General features: G+C 71.7%; 18 protein-coding genes and 1 tRNA gene. 11 read left to right on the top strand and 8 right to left on the bottom strand.

The features are described 5' to 3' along the window. Positions 1 to 26 precede the first annotated feature (26 nt). Both R0146_RS02625 and R0146_RS02620 read left to right on the top strand, forming a co-directional pair. A tRNA-Gly gene (locus R0146_RS02625) sits at positions 27 to 97 on the top strand. Beyond that, positions 65 to 1,372, top strand: a complete 1,308-nt coding sequence (locus R0146_RS02620) for an MFS transporter (RefSeq protein WP_317691304.1) — start codon at positions 65 to 67, stop codon at positions 1,370 to 1,372. The genes R0146_RS02625 and R0146_RS02620 overlap by 33 nt, the downstream gene beginning before the upstream one ends. On the opposite strand, the gene R0146_RS02615 is transcribed toward R0146_RS02620, so the two are convergent. Beyond that, positions 1,362 to 1,943 carry a mismatch-specific DNA-glycosylase gene (locus R0146_RS02615; protein WP_317691303.1) on the bottom strand — a complete coding sequence of 194 codons (582 nt, stop codon included), beginning with the start codon at positions 1,941 to 1,943 and terminating at the stop codon, positions 1,362 to 1,364. The two genes, R0146_RS02620 and R0146_RS02615, sit on opposite strands and share 11 nt — an antisense overlap. Before the next feature lie 95 nt (positions 1,944 to 2,038). After that, positions 2,039 to 2,551, bottom strand: a complete 513-nt coding sequence (locus tag R0146_RS02610) for a gluconokinase (protein ID WP_317691302.1) — start codon at positions 2,549 to 2,551, stop codon at positions 2,039 to 2,041. Positions 2,552 to 2,724: 173 nt separating this feature from the next. Here R0146_RS02610 and R0146_RS02605 point away from each other — a divergent pair, with 173 nt between their 5' ends. Then, positions 2,725 to 3,036: a hypothetical protein gene (locus tag R0146_RS02605; protein WP_317691301.1), complete on the top strand. Its 312-nt coding sequence runs from the start codon at positions 2,725 to 2,727 to the stop codon at positions 3,034 to 3,036. Between the two features lie 59 nt (positions 3,037 to 3,095). Next, positions 3,096 to 4,775 carry a dihydroxyacetone kinase family protein gene (locus tag R0146_RS02600; RefSeq protein ID WP_317691300.1) on the top strand — a complete coding sequence of 560 codons (1,680 nt, stop codon included), beginning with the start codon at positions 3,096 to 3,098 and terminating at the stop codon, positions 4,773 to 4,775. Positions 4,776 to 4,874: 99 nt separating this feature from the next. On the opposite strand, the gene R0146_RS02595 is transcribed toward R0146_RS02600, so the two are convergent. Beyond that, entirely contained in the window at positions 4,875 to 6,161 is a 1,287-nt protein-coding gene (locus R0146_RS02595; protein WP_317691299.1) for a citrate synthase, read from the bottom strand. 268 nt (positions 6,162 to 6,429) lie between these two features. Here R0146_RS02595 and R0146_RS02590 point away from each other — a divergent pair, with 268 nt between their 5' ends. Further along, positions 6,430 to 7,722 (top strand): alpha-amylase family protein, encoded by a 1,293-nt coding sequence (locus tag R0146_RS02590; RefSeq protein ID WP_317691298.1) that lies wholly within the window; start codon positions 6,430 to 6,432, stop codon positions 7,720 to 7,722. 18 nt (positions 7,723 to 7,740) lie between these two features. Here the strand turns inward: R0146_RS02590 and R0146_RS02585 are convergent, their stop codons facing one another. Further along, positions 7,741 to 8,412 carry an EcsC family protein gene (locus R0146_RS02585; RefSeq protein WP_317691297.1) on the bottom strand — a complete coding sequence of 224 codons (672 nt, stop codon included), beginning with the start codon at positions 8,410 to 8,412 and terminating at the stop codon, positions 7,741 to 7,743. 77 nt (positions 8,413 to 8,489) lie between these two features. On the opposite strand from R0146_RS02585, the gene aat reads away from it, so the two are divergent. From aat to R0146_RS02565, 4 genes are read left to right on the top strand one after another with little or no spacing between them, the layout of a single operon-like run. Next, entirely contained in the window at positions 8,490 to 9,212 is a 723-nt protein-coding gene (gene aat / locus R0146_RS02580) for a leucyl/phenylalanyl-tRNA--protein transferase (RefSeq protein ID WP_317691296.1), read from the top strand. After that, positions 9,209 to 10,831, top strand: coding sequence for an MptA/MptB family glycosyltransferase (locus R0146_RS02575; RefSeq protein ID WP_317691295.1), 1,623 nt, complete (start codon positions 9,209 to 9,211; stop codon positions 10,829 to 10,831). Before aat ends, R0146_RS02575 begins: the two co-directional genes overlap by 4 nt. A gap of 4 nt (positions 10,832 to 10,835) precedes the next feature. Beyond that, positions 10,836 to 11,891, top strand: a complete 1,056-nt coding sequence (pheA, locus tag R0146_RS02570) for a prephenate dehydratase (RefSeq protein ID WP_317691294.1) — start codon at positions 10,836 to 10,838, stop codon at positions 11,889 to 11,891. Between the two features lie 9 nt (positions 11,892 to 11,900). Continuing rightward, the gene (locus R0146_RS02565; protein WP_317691293.1) at positions 11,901 to 12,446 is read left to right on the top strand and encodes a hypothetical protein; all 546 of its coding nucleotides are present in this window, start codon (positions 11,901 to 11,903) and stop codon (positions 12,444 to 12,446) included. A gap of 92 nt (positions 12,447 to 12,538) precedes the next feature. On the opposite strand, the gene R0146_RS02560 is transcribed toward R0146_RS02565, so the two are convergent. Further along, complete coding sequence (locus R0146_RS02560) at positions 12,539 to 14,125, bottom strand: bifunctional phosphatase PAP2/diacylglycerol kinase family protein (RefSeq protein ID WP_317691292.1); 1,587 nt, start codon at positions 14,123 to 14,125, stop codon at positions 12,539 to 12,541. A gap of 52 nt (positions 14,126 to 14,177) precedes the next feature. On the opposite strand from R0146_RS02560, the gene serS reads away from it, so the two are divergent. Next, the gene (gene serS, locus R0146_RS02555; RefSeq protein WP_317691291.1) at positions 14,178 to 15,446 is read left to right on the top strand and encodes a serine--tRNA ligase; all 1,269 of its coding nucleotides are present in this window, start codon (positions 14,178 to 14,180) and stop codon (positions 15,444 to 15,446) included. 9 nt (positions 15,447 to 15,455) lie between these two features. Then, positions 15,456 to 16,253, top strand: a complete 798-nt coding sequence (locus tag R0146_RS02550; RefSeq protein ID WP_317691290.1) for an HAD family hydrolase — start codon at positions 15,456 to 15,458, stop codon at positions 16,251 to 16,253. A 51-nt stretch (positions 16,254 to 16,304) separates the two neighbouring features. Here the strand turns inward: R0146_RS02550 and R0146_RS02545 are convergent, their stop codons facing one another. The 3 genes from R0146_RS02545 to R0146_RS02535 form a co-directional block, all read right to left on the bottom strand. Then, positions 16,305 to 16,901 carry a sigma factor-like helix-turn-helix DNA-binding protein gene (locus tag R0146_RS02545; RefSeq protein ID WP_317691289.1) on the bottom strand — a complete coding sequence of 199 codons (597 nt, stop codon included), beginning with the start codon at positions 16,899 to 16,901 and terminating at the stop codon, positions 16,305 to 16,307. Positions 16,902 to 17,048: 147 nt separating this feature from the next. Next, positions 17,049 to 17,633: a bacterial proteasome activator family protein gene (locus tag R0146_RS02540; RefSeq protein WP_317691288.1), complete on the bottom strand. Its 585-nt coding sequence runs from the start codon at positions 17,631 to 17,633 to the stop codon at positions 17,049 to 17,051. A 35-nt stretch (positions 17,634 to 17,668) separates the two neighbouring features. After that, positions 17,669 to 18,640 carry an NAD(P)H-quinone oxidoreductase gene (locus R0146_RS02535; protein WP_317692322.1) on the bottom strand — a complete coding sequence of 324 codons (972 nt, stop codon included), beginning with the start codon at positions 18,638 to 18,640 and terminating at the stop codon, positions 17,669 to 17,671. Between the last annotated feature and the right edge of the window lie 3 nt (positions 18,641 to 18,643).

The following is an 18,643-nucleotide window of genomic DNA, read 5'->3' as shown; positions in this document are numbered from 1 at the left end:
CGGCCGGGCGTCGTACGACGATGCATGCGGGTGAGGCCCAAGGGTGGGGCGCCACACTTCCGGTGTGGAGGTTCAGGTTCGAGTCCTGGCGCCCGCTCTGTTCCGTTCCGGGAGGGGTGTGATGGGCGTACGCGAGATGTTCGCCGACACCCGCCCCCTCCACGACGATCACTTCCGCCGACTGTGGGTCGCCAACATCATCACCGTCATCGGCGCCCAGCTCACCGTCGTCGCGGTGCCCGCGCAGCTCTACGCGCTCACCGGCAGTTCCGCGTACGTCGGTCTGACCGGCGTCTTCGGGCTGGTTCCGCTGGTGGTGTTCGGCCTGTGGGGTGGGGCGCTGGCCGATGCGATGGACCGGCGCCGGCTGATGGTGCTGTCCACCCTCGGCCTGATCGTCACCTCGGGACTGTTCTGGGCCCAGTCCGCGCTCGGCGTGGGCAATGTGTGGCTGATCCTGGTGATCTTCGCCGTCCAGCAGGCCTTCTTCGCGGTCAACCAGCCGACCCGTACGTCGATCCTGCCGCGCCTGCTGCCCGCCGGGCAGCTCCCGGCGGCGAACTCGCTCAACATGACGGTGCTGCAGTTCGGCGCGATCGCCGGACCGCTGGTCGGTGGCGCGTTGATCCCGGTGCTCGGGTTCTCCTGGCTCTACCTGGCTGACACCGTGTTCCTCTTCGCCACCCTGTGGGCGGCGGTCCGGCTGCCCGCGCTGCCCTCGGCCGCCGACGAACGTCCCCGGGTGCCGGGGCTGCGCTCGGTCATCCAGGGGCTGGGTTACCTGCGCGGCCAGCCGGTGCTGATGATGTCCTTCCTTGTCGACGTGATCGCGATGACGTTCGGGATGCCGCGGGCGTTGTTCCCGCAATTCGCCCATGAGTCGTTCGGCGGCCCGGTCGAGGGCGGCACCGCCTTCGCCCTGCTCTTCGCGGCGATCCCCGCCGGCGCTCTGCTGGGCGGCATCCTCTCCGGGTGGATCTCCCGGGTCAGCCGGCAGGGACTGGCCGTCGTGGTGTGCATCGTGGTGTGGGGCGCCTCGATGCTCGGCTTCGCCCTGTTCGCCGGCGTCGGGCTGCTGTGGCCGGCGCTCGCCCTGCTCGCTGTGGGTGGGGCGGCCGACATGGCGTCGGCGGCGTTCCGGCAGACCATCCTGCAGGAGGCCGCCAGCGACGAGGTGCGTGGACGGCTGCAGGGCATCTTCATCGTCGTCGTGGCCGGTGGTCCCCGGCTGGCGGACACCCTGCACGGTGCGGCCGCGGCGGTGGTCGGCACCGTCGCGGCGACCGCCGGCGGCGGTGTCGTGGTGGTCGCCGGGGTGGTGCTGGCGGCGCTGCTGGTGCCGACGTTCGTACGCTACCGGGTCACCCGCTGATCCTGCGCCGGATCCCCGCGGCGTCGGCGGCCGCACCGTACGCGGCGGCCAGGCTGGCGACGGTCTCGTGCGCGTTGAGACCGGACGGATTGGGCAGCACCCACAACTCGGCGCCGGCGAGGTCCTCCGGCTGGCGGCCGGCACGCGCCTTCGGCCGGCGGAACCCGGTGCGGTAGGCCGCGATGCCGACCACCGCCACCACCCGTGGATGCCGGGCGGCGACCGTACGCTCCAGTCGGGCCGCCCCGGCACGGATCTCGTCGGCGGTCAGCTCGTCGGCTCGGGCGGTGGCCCGATCCACCAGGTTGGTGATCCCCAGGCCGAGTATCTCCAGTGCCGCGCGGTCATCCGGCCGCATCCCCGCGGTGCAGTCGATGACGTGGTCGGTGATCCCGGCCGCGTGAAGGGCGGGCCAGAACCGGTTGCCGGGGCGGGCGAAGTGGGCGCCGGTGGCGCCTGACCACAGGCTCGGGTTGATGCCCACCACCAGCAGTCTCAGCGGGTCGGGCAGAATGTCGGGAATCGTCCGCCCCGCCGCGGCGGCGAGGTCGGCGGGTGTGGGACGGGGCACCGGATCATTGTCGCAGCGCCGGCTCGGCGAAGGCGTGGGCCAGGTTGGCGCAGCTGAGCCGCTCCACGGCCGCCCGGCATCCGGCGTCGGCCATCTCAGCCCACCGGGGGGAGGAGTCCGGCGACCGCCCGGTCGACGATGGTGTCGATCTCGGCGTCGATGTCGACGACGACGGCGGCCTCGTCGGGCTGCAGCGGTTCGAGGGTGGCGAGCTGGGAGGACAGCAGCGCGGGCGGCATGAAGTGGTCGGTGCGGGCCCCCAGCCGTGAGGCGAGCAGTTCGGGGGTGCCGTCGAGGTGGACGAACACCGTACGCCCCGGAGCGGCGCGCAGCACCTCCCGGTAGGCCCGGCGCAGCGCCGAACAGGTGATCACGGTGGAGTGTCCGGATCGGTCCTGGTCGGCGGTCCAGGTGACGATGCTCTGCAACCAGGGCCAGCGGTCCGCGTCGGTGAGCGGGATGCCCGAGCCCATCTTGGCGATGTTGCCGATCGAATGGAACTCGTCACCCTCGGCCAGCACCCAGCCGAGCCGATCCGCCAACGCCCGGGCCACGGTGGACTTGCCCGAACCGGCGACTCCCATCACCACGACGTGGGTGTTTGTCATCGTTGACCTTTCTCCGGACGCACCTGCGCGTCTCAATGAGATGACTATAAGAGGTTTACGTGATCTTTTTCAAGGCATAGGGATGCTTCTCTGGCTGACGTCGGGAGAGCCTCGGCAGCCCGCGACGGGCCGCCTCGCCGCGACTGTCTGATCCGCCTACTACGGTCGATGCCATGCCGTCCTACCACGTCGCCCTGCAGGTCACCGAGGTCCGCGTCGGGCACCGCCCGGCCGAGGTGCTGGCGACCGCCGCCGCGGCCACCCGCCGGGCGGCCCACCTGGACACACCGGACCTGGTGATGGAGGACGGGCTGCCCTGGGTGACCGTCCGGTTCAGCATCGACCCGACCGGCCGTGCTGAGGAGGATCGACGGGCCGCGGCGATCGCCGACGAGGTGGAGCGGGCGGTCGGCGTGGTGGCCGAGATCCAGCGCACCCGGATCAGCCGGCGGGTGAAGGGAGAGTGGCTGATCGTTCCGCGCTGAGCCGGCGCACCTCACGAAACTGCTTGCCAACCCGGCGTGCAGTGCTCATGGTGGTAGTCATGCCGGCGAAACTGCTCAACGACCCGTCCGATGTCGTGCAGGAGGCCCTCGAGGGCCTGGCCTTGGTGCAGCCCGGGCTGAGCCTGCTGGAGGACCGTACGACCGTCATCCGTGCCGACCGGCGTGCCGAGGGGCCGGGGGATCCCGCGGTGCCGGTGGCCGTCATCACCGGTGGCGGTGGCGGCCACGACCCGTCCGACGCCGGCTTCGTCGGGCGGGGGATGCTCACCGCCGCCGTCACCGGCGGGATCTTCTCCTCCCCCGGGGCCGACGCCGTCCACCAGGCGATCCGGGCGGTCACCGGCGCCGCCGGCTGCCTGTTGGTGGTGAAGAACTACACCGGCGACCGGCTCAACTTCCAGCTCGGCGCCGAACTCGCCCGGGCGGACGGCTACCGGGTGGAGACCGTCCTGGTCGCCGACGATGTCGCGCTGCCCGAGGGCGACGAACACGCCGGGCGTCGCGGCCTCGCCGGCACCGTGCTGGTCGAGAAGGTGGCCGGCGCGCTGGCCGAGCGGGGCCTGCCGCTGGAGGACGTACGGGCCGGTGCCCGGGCCGTCGCCGACCGGCTCGGCACCATCAACGCCGGGCTGTCCGCCTGCACCGTGCCGGGACTGCCGGCACCCGATGTCGACCTGCGCGACGACGAGGTCGAACTCGGTCTCGGGATCCATGGCGAGCCGGGCGTACGCCGGATCCGGGCGACCGACGCGGACAAGCTGGTGCACATCATGCTGTCCCGGGTTGCGACCGAGCGGGGCATCCGGGCCGGTGCCCGGGTGGTGGCGCTGGTCGGTGGCGCCGGGGCCACCCCGCCGGTCGAGCTGGCCATCGCCACCCGGGCGGTGGCCCGGGAACTGGAGCTGCGCCGCATCGAGCTGCTCCGGCTCTACCGCGGTGAGGTGATGACCAGTCTGGACATGGCCGGGATCTCGGTCACCCTGTTGCCGTTGGAGGGAGACGGTGCGGCCGTGCTGGCGGCCCTCGACGCCCCGACCGCCGCACTCGCCTGGCCGGGCCACGGCGTCGACGCACCGCCCGCCCTGGTCACCGTGGCCGTGCCGATGCCGATGCCGACGCCGGCCGAGGGCGACCTCGGCACCCCCGACGTCCGTGTCCGGGCCGCGCTCGACGTCGCCTGCCAGGCCGTCCTTGACAGTGAGACCGAACTGACCCGGCTCGACCAGCAGGTCGGCGACGGCGACCTCGGCCAGGCCCTCGCCCGTGGGGCGTACGGCTGGTTCGACGACCCGATCGAGGGGGATGCGAGTCATCTGCTGCGGCACCTGTCCGCGGTCGTCCGACGTGAGGTCGGCGGCAGCTCGGGGGCGCTCTACGCGGTGGGCCTGCTCCGGGCCGCCGAAGCGCTCCAGCAGGGCGCCGACTGGGGTGGCGCGCTCGCCGCGGCGGTCGCCGGCATCGCCGACCTGGGGGCCGCGGCCCCCGGCGACGGCACCATGCTCGACGCGCTCGCCCCGGCCGCCGAGGCGTGGGCGGACGGCGCCGACGCCGTCGTCGAGGCGGCCCGCCGTGGGGCGGCGGCCACCGTGGACGCGGTCGCCCGGCGCGGTCGGGCCAGCTATCTCGGGGAGCGCGCCCAGGGCTACCCGGATCCCGGTGCGGTCGCCGTCGTGCGGTGGCTGGAGGCCCTTGCCGCGTTCCGGTCGGCCGACCTCTGATCAGGACGCCCGACCGGCACGAAGGGCCCCGAAGCCGCTCGCAGCGGTCCGGGGCCCTTCGTCGTCCGGCGGGTGCCGGGCGGGGTGATCAGCGGGTGATCAGCGCTGGTCCATCGGGACGACGTTGCGCTTGTCGTGGCCCATGTAGAGCTGGCGCGGACGGGAGATCCGGGCCTTCGGATCGGCGTTGTGCTCACGCCACTGGGCGATCCAGCCGGGCAGGCGGCCCACCGCGAACAGCACGGTGAACATCTCGACCGGGAAGCCCATCGCCTCGTAGATCAGGCCGGAGTAGAAGTCGACGTTCGGGTAGAGCTTGCGCGACACGAAGTAGTCGTCGGCCAGCGCGGTCTCCTCCAGCTCCTTGGCGATCGACAGCAGCTGCTTGTCGCCGTTCGGGGAGGTGTTGAGGATGTCGTCCGCGTAGCGCTTGATGATCGCGGCGCGCGGGTCGAAGTTCTTGTAGACCCGGTGACCGAAGCCCATCAGCTTGATGCCGGCCTTCTTGTCCTTGACCTGCTGCAGGTACTCCTTCGGGCTGATGCCCGACTGGCGGATCGCCTCCAGCATCTCCAGCACGGCCTGGTTGGCGCCGCCGTGCAGCGGGCCGGACAGGGCGTTCACGCCGGAGGCGACGGACACATACATGTTGGCCTGCGAGGAGCCGACCATGCGTACGGTCGAGGTGGAGCAGTTCTGCTCGTGGTCGGCGTGCAGCAGCAGCAGCACGTCCAGGCCGCGGGTGACGGCCTCGTCGAACTGGTAGTCCTCGGCCGGAGTGCCGAAGGCCATCCGGATGAAGTTCTCCACGTACGACAGGTTGTAGTTCGGGTAGAGGAAGGGCTCGCCCTTCGAGTTCTTGTACGCGTACGCCGCCAGGGTCGGCACCTGGGCGAGCAGCTTGCGCGTGGCGATCTCCACGTCCTCGGTGCCGAGGCCCACGTGGTGACGGTTGAACGTCGACAGCGCACAGATGCCCGCCGACAGGACGGGCATCGGGTGCGAACGACGGGGGAAGCAGCGGAACAGGTCGCGCATCCGCTCGTCGAGGAACATGTTGTGGACGAGGTCGTTCTCGAACGTCTCCAGCTGCTCACGCGTCGGCAGCTCGCCGTAGAGCACCAGCCACATCACCTCGACGAAGCTGCACTGCTCGGCCAGCTGCTCGATCGGATAGCCGCGGTAACGGAGGACGCCCTCTTCGCCGTTGATGAAGGTGATCTCCGAGCGGCACGCGGCGGTGTTGCCGAAGGCCTCGTCCAGGGTGACATTGCCGGTCTGGGCTCGCAGCTTGCTGACGTCGTACCCGTTGTCGCCATTGACCGCCTGGACGAACGGAAGTTCGATCTGCTGGCCGTCACCGGTGGTGAGAACTGGTGTGGTCATCCATTACTCCCTTGTAGTCATTGCTGCCCACCGTGGACCCTAGCAAAGCGATTCCGACCTCGTGGGTCGATCGGTGAACGGCACGTTGAGCCGGTGCATCTGAAGGGGCACCGGCGACGAAGGATGTACACCGATGCGCCTCTTCCGCACTGTCTCCTGGCCACCGGTGTCGATTGCCGCCATTCTGCCGCCGGGCCGTCCACGATGCAGTCGGTCGTTCCATAATGTGTCGGCCGTGTGACGGGGCCCGCGTCGCTACGCTGGTGCCATGACCGTGAGCCAGCCAGCCTGGGTCGACTACGCCGTGTGGTGGCACTGCTACCCCCTCGGATTCACCGGAGCGGAGCGTACGTCGGTCGCGGGTGACGTCGTCCACCATCGCCTGGACCACCTCGTAGGGTGGTTGGACTACCTGGTCTCCATCGGCTGCAACGGACTCTTGCTGGGCCCGGTCTTCGCCTCCGTCTCCCACGGCTACGACACGGTCGACCACTACCGGGTGGACCCGCGGCTCGGGGACGAGGCAGACCTGCGGCGGCTGGTCGACGAGGCGCACCGTCGCGGCATCCGGGTCGTCCTGGACGGGGTCTTCAACCATGTGGCGCGGACCCACCCGCTCGTCGCCCGGGCCGAGGGGGCCGGACCCGGCACCGCGGACGGATCCTGGGTGCAGTGGGTCGACGGCTACGTACGCTGCTTCGAGGGCAACCTCGACCTGCCGGAGCTGGAGCTGTCCACCCCGGCGGTCCGCGACTACGTCGTCGGCGTGATGGAGCACTGGCTGCGGTTCGGCATCGACGGGTGGCGCCTGGACGCGGCGTACGCCCCGGGGCCGGAGGCCTGGGCCCCGATCACCGCGCGGGTCCGTGCCGACTTCCCCGAGGCCTGGCTGGTCGGCGAGGTGATCCACGGCGACCTGCCCGGCTTCGTCCGCCGTGCCGGGGTGCACAGCGTGACCCAGTACGAGCTGTGGAAGGCGATCTGGTCCTCGCTCAACGACGCGAACTTCTGGGAACTGGCCCACGCGCTGGAACGGCACCGGGAGTTCCTGACGACCTTCGTCCCACAGACCTTCGTCGGCAACCACGACGTGACCCGGATCCGCAGCCTGCTCAACGACGACCGGCACCTTGGCCACGCCCTGGTGCTGCTCTGTGTGCTGCCCGGCATCCCGTCGATCTACTACGGCGACGAACAAGGCTTCGTGGGGATCAAGCAGGACCGCCCGGGCGGTGACGACCAGATCCGGCCGGCGATGCCGCCGCGCCCGGAGAACCTCTCCCTGCTGGGCCGCTCGATCCTCACCCGTCACCAGGCGTTGATCGGGCTGCGGCGCCGCCATCCCTGGCTGGTCCGGGCCGACGTCGAGGTGGTCGCGGTGACCAACGAGACGATCGTTGTGGCGTGCACCAGTGGGGCGGGGGAGACCCGTCAGGAGATCGCCGTCGCGCTCAACGTCGACGACGGATCCCGGCCGATGCCGACCGGCACGGTGATCGCCCACAGCGGGGACGACCTGCTGGAGATCGAGCCGCACGGTTGGGCGGTGCTGGAACGCTGACCGCCCGGTCGCACCGGGTCAGCGGAGCGCGCGGCGCTGGACCAGCTCGTGGCGGGCGAACGATCCGACCTGGCGGGTCGCGATGCCGTCGAAGACCGCGCCGATCCCGCCGCCGATGATCGGGATGCGCTTGGTGGCGAGCACCCCCACGGACTTGCCGCCGTGGGTGGTCAGCAGCGCGGTGACGACCCGCTCGGAGACCACCTCGTAGAGGTCAGGGTTGGCGATCGGGGCGGTCGCGACCAGCAGCGGCGCGCCCGGCAGCTTGCCCTTGTCGACCAGGCGGGAGAGCTCCTCGCCGCCCATCAGGCACATCAGGATCGCCGTCCGCACCCGAGTGTCCTCGATGTCGTAGCCCCGCAGGTGGGCGATCGCCGCGACCATCCTGGTCTGCAGCACGGCCAGTCCGACGAGGTTGATCGGCATGGTGATCGCGGTGACCAGCAGGCCGCCGACATTGCTGAGGAAGCCCGAGGTGGAAGCCAGCGCGATGTGGGAGGTGATCACCGCATCGATCGCCTCGTCGGTGTTCGGGTGCTTCTGCAGCTGCCGGGCGGCGACCACCTTCGCCCCGGGCAGCGAGGCCGCTCCGTCGATGGCGAGGTCCAGGATGCGCCGCAGGGTCGATCCGGCCGCCCGGGCCGCGTTCCGGGTCACCTCTCCGGAGGTGCCTGTCTGCTCATCCACCATGGGGCCAGCGTACGTCGGGGGCGGCCGTCGGACGGTCCGGGAGATCCCCCAGCGGCACCGGGTCCGATAATGGCGGCATGGCTCACCGCTACCTCGACCCCGCTCCGTTGCCGGGACCGGGACAGTGGGGTGACCAGGACCTCGTCGCGCTGACCTCCGGGATGGACGCCCCGCTGGTGATGCGGGCGTACGTCAATGCGATGTTCCCGATGCCGGTGGAGGACTGGATCGGCTGGTTCTCCCCGGTGCAGCGGGGGATCCTGCCGTTGGACGGGCTGCGGGTGACCCGGTCGCTGCGCAAGAGCGCCCGCCACTTCGAGGTGACCGTCGACCGGGACTTCGACGGGGTGCTCGCTGCCTGCGCCGGCCAGGACCGTGACGGCGGGTGGATCGACCCCGACGTGGTGGCGGTCTACACCGAGCTGCACCGGGCCGGTCGGGCGCACTCGGTGGAGACACGGACGCCCGACGGTCGCCTGGTCGGCGGCCTGTACGGCGTCGGCTACGGCGGGCTGTTCGCCGGGGAGTCGATGTTCCACGACCCGCAGGTGGGCCGGGACGCGTCCAAGGTGGCGTTGATGGGCCTGGTGGCGATGCTGCGGGCCGGCGGACGGCCCGAACGGCGACTGCTCGACGTGCAGTGGCGCACCGACCACCTGGCCTCCCTGGGGGTGATCGAGATCCCCCGGGCGGACTACCTGGTCAGGCTGCGCAGAGCGCTCGCGCTGCCGCAACCGGCCTGGGTGATGCCGGTCGACTGGCGGACCGGTTGCCTGCCCGCGGCTAGCCTGAGCCAGTGATGCGTACGCCCTGGATGCCGCCGGCCGGGCTGACCTGGCGGAACAGCCCGCGGGTCGGCCTGGGACTGATCCTGCTCGCCACGGTGCTGACCGTGGCGGTGGGGGTGCTGGGTCCGTCGGCGGTCACCCTGACCCTGGGGCCGCGGGCCTCCCTGCTGCCGCCGTACTACCTGCCGACCGGGCTGGTGCCGATCCCGGGGGAGTGGGTGGTCTCCGGGGCACTGTTCGCGGCGGTGTTGATCGGCGGCATCGGCCTGTCGATCGCGGTCCGGGCACTCCGCGACGGCTGGACGCCGAAGGTCTGGCGGGTGTTCACCTTCGGCGTGGTGCTCAACCTGGCGACCCTGATGGTGCCGCCGTTGACCTCGGCCGACGTGCTGATGTACGCGGCGTACGGCCGCCTGCAGCGACTCGGGATGAACCCGTACGACATCACGCCGGCGGCGGTCTTCCGCAGCCAGTTCGACCCCGTGCTGCGGTGGACCGAGCGGCCCTGGCAGGACACCCCCAGCGTGTACGGGCCGATCATGACCTGGGTGCAGCTGCTGGCCAACCGGTTCGGTGGGCTCAACATGCACGACATCGTCTTCTGGCTGCAGGTGTCCGCCTTCATCCCGTTCCTGGTCACCAGCGCGGTGGTGGTCTGGCTCGCCCACGGCGACGAACAGCTGAAGAGCCGGGCCGCCCTGCTCACCATCGCCAACCCGCTGCTGATCTGGGCGATCACCGCCGGCGCGCACAACGAGGGCTGGTCGGTGATGTTCGCCATGCTCGGCATCATGCTGATGCGCCGCAGCTCGGTCGCGGCCGGGGTGATGATCGGCCTGGCCGGCGCCTGCAAGCTCAGCATCGGCCTGTACGGGGTGGCGATGGTCTGGGGCTACCGGCGCCAGCCCCGCAAACTGGTCGGACTGCTGATCGGCACCGCGTTGTCGATGGGACTGCTCTACGGGCTGTTCGCCCCCGGCGCGCTGTTCGCCGCGCTGCGCAACACCTCGTACGTCTCGGTCGGCTCCTGGGCCCAGCCGTTCTACACCGTGCTGACGTACTACCTGCCGGTGCCGGCGGCCACCGGCGTGCTGAACGGCTTCTCCGTCGTCGGCACCGTCACCGTCGCCTGGATGCTGTCGCGGGTGCTGCCCTGGCACGCCGTCGCCGGCACCCCGGAGGGCGTGGAGCCGGACCGGGACCCGATCACCGTCGCAGTGCGCACCGCCCTGCTGCTGTCGGTCGGCTGGCTGACCACCTCGCTCTACACGCTGTCCTGGTACGACCTGATCGCCTGGGGCCCGCTGGTGCTGATCGGCGCGAGTCGGCTGGACGGGCTGTTCATCTGGCGCGGCGTCTTCCTCTCGCTGTCCTACATCCCCGGCCGCGGTCTGGACTACGGGGAGAGCCTGAGTGCGGTCGCCTCGCGGATCCGCGACACCTTCTCCCCGGCGGTCCAGTGGGCGGTGCTCGCCGTGATCGCCTGGTGGTGGCACCAGGACGCGCTGCGCCGCCGCGCGGAACGGGTCGGCCCGGCACCGACGCTGCGGGAGCGCTGGCAGACCGCGCTGGCCACCGTCCGCGGCTATCGGGACATGCTCGTCCATCGGCCCCGCCCGCCGGTAGTGTGACCGGGTGCCTCCCCTGACGTACGGATACTTCGGCCCGGCCGGGACCTTCACCCACCAGGCTCTGCTGCTCATCGCGGACGACCAGGACGTGCTGACGCCCTTCCGCACGGTCGTCGCCGCACTGGACGCGGTCCGGGCCGGGGAGATCGACGCCGCCTTCGTCCCGATCGAGAACTCCCTGGAGGGCGGGGTCAGCGCGACCCTGGACTACCTGGCCGACGATTCTCAGGCGCTGATGATCCGCCGCGAGGTGCTGTTGCCGGTGGAGTTCGCGCTGTGCGTACGCCCCGGCACCGCGCTCGGCGACGTACGTTCCGTGCTCACCCACCCGCACGCCGCCGCGCAGACCCGGCTGTGGGTGGCCCGGCACCTGCCCCGCGCCGTCGTCACCGAGGGCCCGTCGACGGCCGGCGCGGCGGTCGAGGTGTCCGATCCGGGCTCGGCCCACGACGCCGCGATCTGCGCCCGGATCGCCGGCGAGATGAACGGTCTGGAGATCGTCGCCGACGGCATCGCCGACAACGAGGACGCGGTGACCCGGTTCGTCGTGGTGACCCGGCCGGCCACCCCGCCGCCCGCAACCGGCGCCGACAAGACCACCCTGGTCGCGTACATGAAGGTGGACCGGTCCGGTTCGCTGCTCGGCATCCTGGAACAGATCGCCGGGCACGGCGTGAACATGACCCGGATCGAGTCGCGGCCGACCAAGCAGGCGCTGGGCAGCTACTGCTTCTCGATCGACGCCGAGGGCCACATCGACGACGCCCGGATGCAGGAGACGCTCACCGGACTGCACCGGGTCTGCGCCAAGGTCACCTTCCTCGGCTCCTACCCGCGTGCCGACCGGCAGGCGCCGATCCTCGACGAGGGACAGACCAACGAGGCGTACGCCGCCGCCCGGCACTGGCTGGACGGGCTGCGTCATCCGGGTGGCGAGAGCCACGGTCATCCGGGTGGCGAGAGCCACGGTCATCCGGGTGGCGAGAGCCACGGTCATCCCGGCGGCGACAGCTCCGGTCATCCGGGCAGCGACAGCCTCGGCCGGGCCGGTCAGCGGTAGGCTTCGGCCATGTCGAGGACCTTCCGGGCGGCATCCGTGGCCGCCGTCGCTGCTGTCGTCGGCACAGTGCTGACCGCGGGGCTGCTGACCGGGTGTGCCCCGGGCACCGCTCCGGTCACCCCGGCGGTGCCGGCTGCCTCGGGGGTCGCCGCCGGCGGCACCCTGCAGCGCCCGCTCTACTCGCTGGTGGTCCCGCAGGGCTGGACCGACGTCGGGTCGTCGGACACCTCGGGCCAGATCGATGCCTACCTCGCCCGCGGCGGGATGAGCTCGGGGGTGTCCTTCAGCGTCTACATCGACGCCAGCGGCCGGTCCCGGGACACCCTGGTGCAGCAGGCCAAGGCCGCGATGCCGGGCGCCACCGACGCCGAGGCGGTGATGGTGGGCGGCAAGAAGCTGACCGGACTGCAGGCCCAGGCCGAGGGGCTGGTGCTGCACCAGTACTACGTCGAGACCGGCGGCAAGCTGGTCGCGCTGAACTGGTCGTGGCCCGCCGACGACCAGACCGCCTCCGGTGAGGTCCAGCAGATCCTCGACAGCCTGACCTGGAAGTGACCCCCGGGCGGGACCCCGCCTGACGTCCCGGCTCTGCTCGACGTCCCCGACGCTGCTCGTCGGGGCTGACCCGGCCCGCCGGCGCGGCGGCCTCAGCGAGGCACCCGCAGCACCAGCGCTCCCGGCACCACCTCGGCGGTCAGCCGGGTGCAGGTGCCCTGCGGGTCGCCGTCCAGCTCGTAGCGGTCCGGGTGGTCGACGACGATCTCGACCCGCCGCCCGGTCAGCCGGCGCAGCCGCTCGTCGGTGCGGCCGCGGCGGGCCAGCACCCGGGTGAAGACGCTCAGCCAGTCCCGGATCCCGCGCGGCGAGGCGACCATCAGGTCGAGCCGGCCGTCGTCGACCCGGGCGTCGGGCATCAACTGGATGCCACCCTGGAGCAACCCGACGTTGCCGATCAGCACCAGATGGGCGCGGGTCCGCAGCGGCGGCGCCCCGTCCAGGGAGATCCGGGTGTCCAGCGCCGGATGGTTGACGTGCTGGGCCGCCGACACCACGTACGCCGTGTTGCCGATCGCCCGCTTCAATTCGGTGCCGGCCTCGCCGACGATCGCCGCGTCGATGCCGATCCCGGCCATCACACAGAAGTGGTCGTACGGGCCGTCGTCCGCCCGCACCCGGATCAGGTCGATCGCCCGCTCGGTCCCCTCGAAGGCGGTCTCCAGGGCCCGGACCTCGTCGAGCGGGATCGCCAGGTTGCGGGCGAGGAGGTTGCCGGTGCCCGCCGGGACGACCGCCAGCGGAATGCCGGTGCCGGCCAGACCGGCGGCGATCACCCGTACGGTGCCGTCGCCGCCGACACCGATCACCAGGTCGACCGCCTTGCGGACCGCGATCGCCGTCATCTCGATCCCCGGATCGTCCGGCGTGGTCGGCAGCCAGATCGCCCGCCGCCAGCCGCGGCCGGCCAGCTCGAACTCGACGTGGCGGACCAGGGTGGGCAGGTCGAGCACCTTCGTCGGGTTGTAGATCACCGCCGCCCGGGGCTGTGCCGCGTCGTCGGTGCCGTCGCTCGCACCACCCGGCTCGGGCGTGGAAGGCGTCGGATCGGGGTGCGCATGCACCCGGGTCAGCAGCAGTGCCCAGCCGGCGGACAGTGCACCCCACAGTGCGCCGCCGAGGATGTCGGAGAACCAGTGCGCGCCCAGGCCCCATCGGTCGACGGCGTAGAGCAGCACCAGCACCACCCCGCCGACCCGCCAGCCGCGGGTGGTGGCGTGCGACTGCCGGGTGGTGATCATCGTCGCGGTGATCATCAGCACCGCCGTCACCGCGGCGGCCATGTGTGCCGACGGGAAGCCCCAGCCGCTCACCCCGAGGATGTCGGGTGCGGTCGGTGGGCGCGGCATCCGCAGCACCGCCTTCGCCAGCTCGATGCCCGCCCAGGACAGCGCCGCGGCGAGCAGGATCGCCCACGCGAGCTCCCGCAGCCGGCGGCGGTAGGCCCACCAGGCCAGCACCGCCAGCCCGGCATAGAGCACCACCGGGGCGCCGACCACGCCGATCGAGGCCAGCACCTGGAACGGGCCGCCGGCCGGGTCCAGCGGAGGATCCAGCAGCACCGCGCGGTCCAGCGGGCCGAGCAGCCCGGCGACGGCCGCCGCGGTCCACGCGACGTACGCCGCCAGCAGGGCCGGTGGTAGCCACAGCCGGAGGCGGCGGGGAAGGGGCCGGGACATAGCACGATCCTAGGCGTCCATGCCGCCACGCAGGACGGCTAGGCTGACCATCGTGATTGATCCCAAGCTGCTGCGCCAGGACCCCGACCGCGTACGAGCCTCGCAGGAGGCCCGCGGGGAGTCCGCGTCCGTCGTCGACGACCTGCTCGCCCTGGACGAGAAGCGCCGCTCCGCGATCGCCGCGTACGAGACCCGGCGCGCCGAGCAGAAGGACCTCGGCAAGCTGGTCGGCCGGACCACGGGAGCGGAGAAGCAGGAGCTGCTGGACCGGACCAAGCAGTTGGCCGCACAGGTGAAGGAGCTGGAGGCGGCCAGCAAGGAGGCCGACGTCGCCTTCACCGAGCGGCTGCGGGGCGTGGGCAACCTGATCGCCCCCGGCGTGCCGACCGGCGGCGAGGAGGACTTCGTCCTGCTCGAGGCGATCGGCACCCCGCGCGATTTCGCCGCCGAAGGGTTCACCCCGCGTGACCACCTGGAGCTGGGGGAGATCCTCGGCGCGATCGACATGGAGCGCGGGGCGAAGGTCTCGGGCTCACGCTTCTACTACCTCACCGGCCAGGGCGCCGAGCTGGAGCTGGCGCTGATCAACCTGGCGATGCGCAAGGCGCTCGACTGGGGCTTCACCCCGATCATCCCGCCGGCGTTGGTGAAGCCCGCCGCGATGGAGGGCACCGGCTTCCTCGGCCAGGCCGCCGAGGACGTCTACCGGCTGGAGCGCGACGACATGTACCTGGTCGGCACCGCCGAGGTGCCACTGGCCGGCTACCACATGGACGAGATCGTCGACTCGCTGCCGAAGCACTACGTCGGCTACAGCCCGTCCTACCGCCGCGAGGCCGGATCGTACGGCAAGGACACCCGCGGCATCTTCCGGGTGCACTGGTTCGACAAGGTCGAGATGTTCGTCTACTGCGACCCCGAGGACGCCGAACGGGAGCACCACCGGCTGCTGGGCTTCGAGAAGGAGTTCCTCGAGGCGCTGGAGATCCCCTTCCGGGTGATCGACGTCGCCTCCGGTGACCTCGGCCTGTCGGCGTCGCGCAAGTTCGACTGCGAGGCGTGGCTGCCCACCCAGCAGACCTACCGCGAGGTTACCTCGACCTCCAACTGCACCGACTTCCAGGCCCGCCGGCTCAACATCCGCGGCCGGTTCGAGGACGGCACCGCACCGCTGGCGACCCTGAACGGCACGCTGTGCGCGGTGACCCGGATCATCGTCATGCTGCTGGAGAACCACCAGCAGGCCGACGGGTCGGTCCGGGTGCCGGCGGCCCTGCAGCCGTACCTCGGGCGCGACGTCCTGCGGCCCCTCCAGGGCTGAGACCTGCGGGTGCCCGGCAGCTGGCGGCCACGCCTGGTGGCCCTCGACATCGACGGCACGATCGTCGACCACGATTCGGCGATGCCGGCGCCGCTCGGTGACGCCATCCGGCGGATCGCGGCGCAGGGCACCGGGGTGGTGCTGTCCACCGGCCGGTCCTGGCACGACACCCGTGATCTGGCCGATCGGCTCGACCTGCCCGAGGGGCCGTACGTCTGCTCGAACGGCGCGGTGATCGTACGGTACCCGCCGCTGGACGTCGTCCGGATGGTCACCTTCGACCCGGCCGACGTGATCGAGCGGGTGCAGCGGATGGCACCCCAGGCGCTGATCGCGGTCGAGGAGGTCGGCCGTGGCTATCGGCTCAACGCGCCGTTCCCGCCCGGTGACCTCAGCGGCACGATGGAGGTGGTCGGGGTCGACGACCTCGCCTCCCGGCCGGTCACCCGGGTGATCGTCCGCGACCCGGGCAGTTCCCCGGAGGACTTCATCGAGCTGGCCGAGCGGCTCGGTCTGCACGGAGTCTCGTACTTCATCGGCTGGAGCGCGTGGCTCGACATCGCCCCCGAGGGCGTGCACAAGGCGATGGCGCTGGCCGACGTCTGCGCCCGCCGCGGCATCGACCCGGGCGACGTGCTGGCGATGGGCGACGGGCGCAACGACATCGAGATGCTGCGCTGGGCCGGCCGGGGCGTCGCCCTCGGCGACGCCCCACTGGAGGTCCGGCTCGCCGCGGATGCGGTCACCGGGCGGTTCGAGGACGGCGGCACCCTGGCGGAACTGTCCCGCTGGTTCGACCTGGGCTAGTCGTCCACAGGGTCAGTCGTTCCACCAGGGCGCCCGATCCGGGCCCGTCGGTCAGGCGGCGACCAGGGAGGCCTTGCCGTCTCCGATCGGGCGCGCCCCCTCGCCGTGCACGACGATCGTCCGGGCCGACATCACCTCGTCGGGGCTGGGTGGGGTGACCTCCGCACCAGGTTCCGGCTCCTGCAGGGCGCCGGCGGCCTCGGCCCGGGCGCGGCGCAGGTGCCGCTTGACCGTCGACAGCGAGCAGCCGAGCCGCTGGGCGATCGTCTCCAAGGACATGTGCGGGTTCTGTGCCCGCAGCCGGACGATCTCGGCGTGGTTGACCTGGTGCGGAGAGGCGGACACCCCGGTGAGCGAGTCGAGGTCGTCGGCCCCGATCGTCACGTCGAGCATCGCCCGCATCCGACGGCGCTGCGGCTCGGTGGTGCCGGCCACGAAGCCGGCGACGTCGTGCTCCACCACGGCGCGGTAGAGGCAGTCCCGCAGCGAGCAGCAGCCCGCACAGATGGCGGTCGCCCGGCGGGTCATCGCGGACCGCTCGCGGCGTTGCTCGACGGTGGCCGAGCGGCCCGGATCGTCCTCCAGCAACGGATGCTGGTACAGCTCCGGGTGCGCGGCGCACCCGGCCTCAGTGACAGAAACGCTCACGGTCATCCCCTACTCGTGTGACGTATCAGTGTGGTGGTGTCCTTCGGTTGGACGTCTGCACACGTGGGGATGGTTCCCTGACCAGGTGAAAGATCGACGTCGGTCAGGTGAACGTCCGGTGACCCCGGCGTGGCCGGGGTCACCGGATCAGAGATACATGCCGCTCTGGCCCGGACCCTGCTGGCCCGGCATCGGGTGCTGCGGGCCGAGCGGGCTCTGCTGGCCGGGCAGCTCCCGGCGGCCCCGCTCGAGCTGGGCCCGGGCGGCCATCTGCTGGGCGACCAGCGCGGTCTGGATGCCCTGGAAGAGTCCCTCCAGCCAGCCGACCAACTGTGCCTGGGCGATCCGCAACTCGTCGTCGGACGGGGTGTGCGCCGGGGTGAACGGTCGGGCCAGGCGCTCCAGCTCGGCGGCCAGGTCCGGGCTGAGGCCGTCCTTCAGTTCGGTCACGGAACTCGCGTGGAGCTCCGCCAGCCGCTGTCGGCTCGCTTCGTCCAGCGGGGCTGCCCGTTCCTCGTCCAGCAGGCGCTGGATCATCGTGGCGATCCGCATCACCTTGGCGGGTTCCTCCACCTGATCGGTGACGGAACCGTTCTGCCCCTCGGGCCGGTCGCCGGTCACCGCCATCTCCTCGGGACCGACGACGTACACCCGACCGTCGTCGGTGCGACCGGCCAGCACCTGCTGCTCGTTCGTGCCGTCCGGGGTCCCGTCCTGCCGTTCCTCGCTCATGGGTCGAGTCTAGGAGGCTCCGTGTCCCGCCGACCTCACAGCACCAGGACGATCTTGCCCCGATGCCCCGGGGCGTCCATCAGCTCGTGCGCCCGGCGCACCTCGGCGAACGGCACCCGCTCGGTGCGCAACGGGCGGATGATCCCCTCGGCGAGCATCGGCCAGACGACCTTCACCACCCGGGCGCAGATCGCCGCCTTCTCGGCCGCCGGCCGGAACCGCAGCGAGGTGGCGTGGATGCTGGCCCGCTTGTTGAGCAGCGCGCCCATGTCCAGCTCGCCCTTGCGACCGCCCTGCAGCCCGATCGTCACCTGCCGGCCACCGACGGCCAACGCGCGGACGTTCAGCGGCAGGTACTTGGCGCCCATGATGTCGAGGATGACGTCCGCACCGTGGCGGTCGGTGACGTCCTTGACCGCGGCCACCCAGTCCTCGTGGTAGTCGAGGGCATGGTCGGCGCCGAGGGAGCGGCAGTAGTCGAGGTTCTCCGGTGAGCCGGCGGTGGTCAGCACCGTGCAGCCCAGGGCCTTCGCGTACGGGATGGCGAACGAACCGATGCCGCCCGCCCCACCGTGCACCAGCAGGGTCTCCCCGGGCGCCAGTCGGGCCAGGTCGAGATTGGACACCACGGTCGCGGCCACCTCGAGGAGCCCGGCAGCATCGGCCGGGTCGATCCCCGGAGGCGTGGGCACCAGCTGACCGGCCGGCGCGACGACGTACTCGGCGTAGCCGCCGCCGGCCAGCAGCACCAGGCACTGCTGGCCGGGCTGCCACCCGGTGACACCCTCGCCGAGCTCCGCCACCACGCCGGAGACTTCCAGTCCCAGCACGTCGGTGTGGCCGGGCGGCGGTGGGTAGTGGCCCTGGCGCTGCAGGATGTCGGCCCGGTTGACTCCGGCGGCGACGACGCGGACCAGCACCTCCCCGGGGCCCGGCTCCGGACGGTCCACCTCGACGATCTGCAGGGCTTCTGGTCCGCCCGGTTCGGGGGCGAGAATCGCGCGCATGAG

It is taken from the genome of Raineyella sp. LH-20, assembly GCF_033110965.1.
Taxonomy (GTDB): domain Bacteria; phylum Actinomycetota; class Actinomycetes; order Propionibacteriales; family Propionibacteriaceae; genus Raineyella.
Note: the sequence above shows the minus strand (reverse complement) of the source record. Positions and strands in the feature narration are given on the sequence as shown.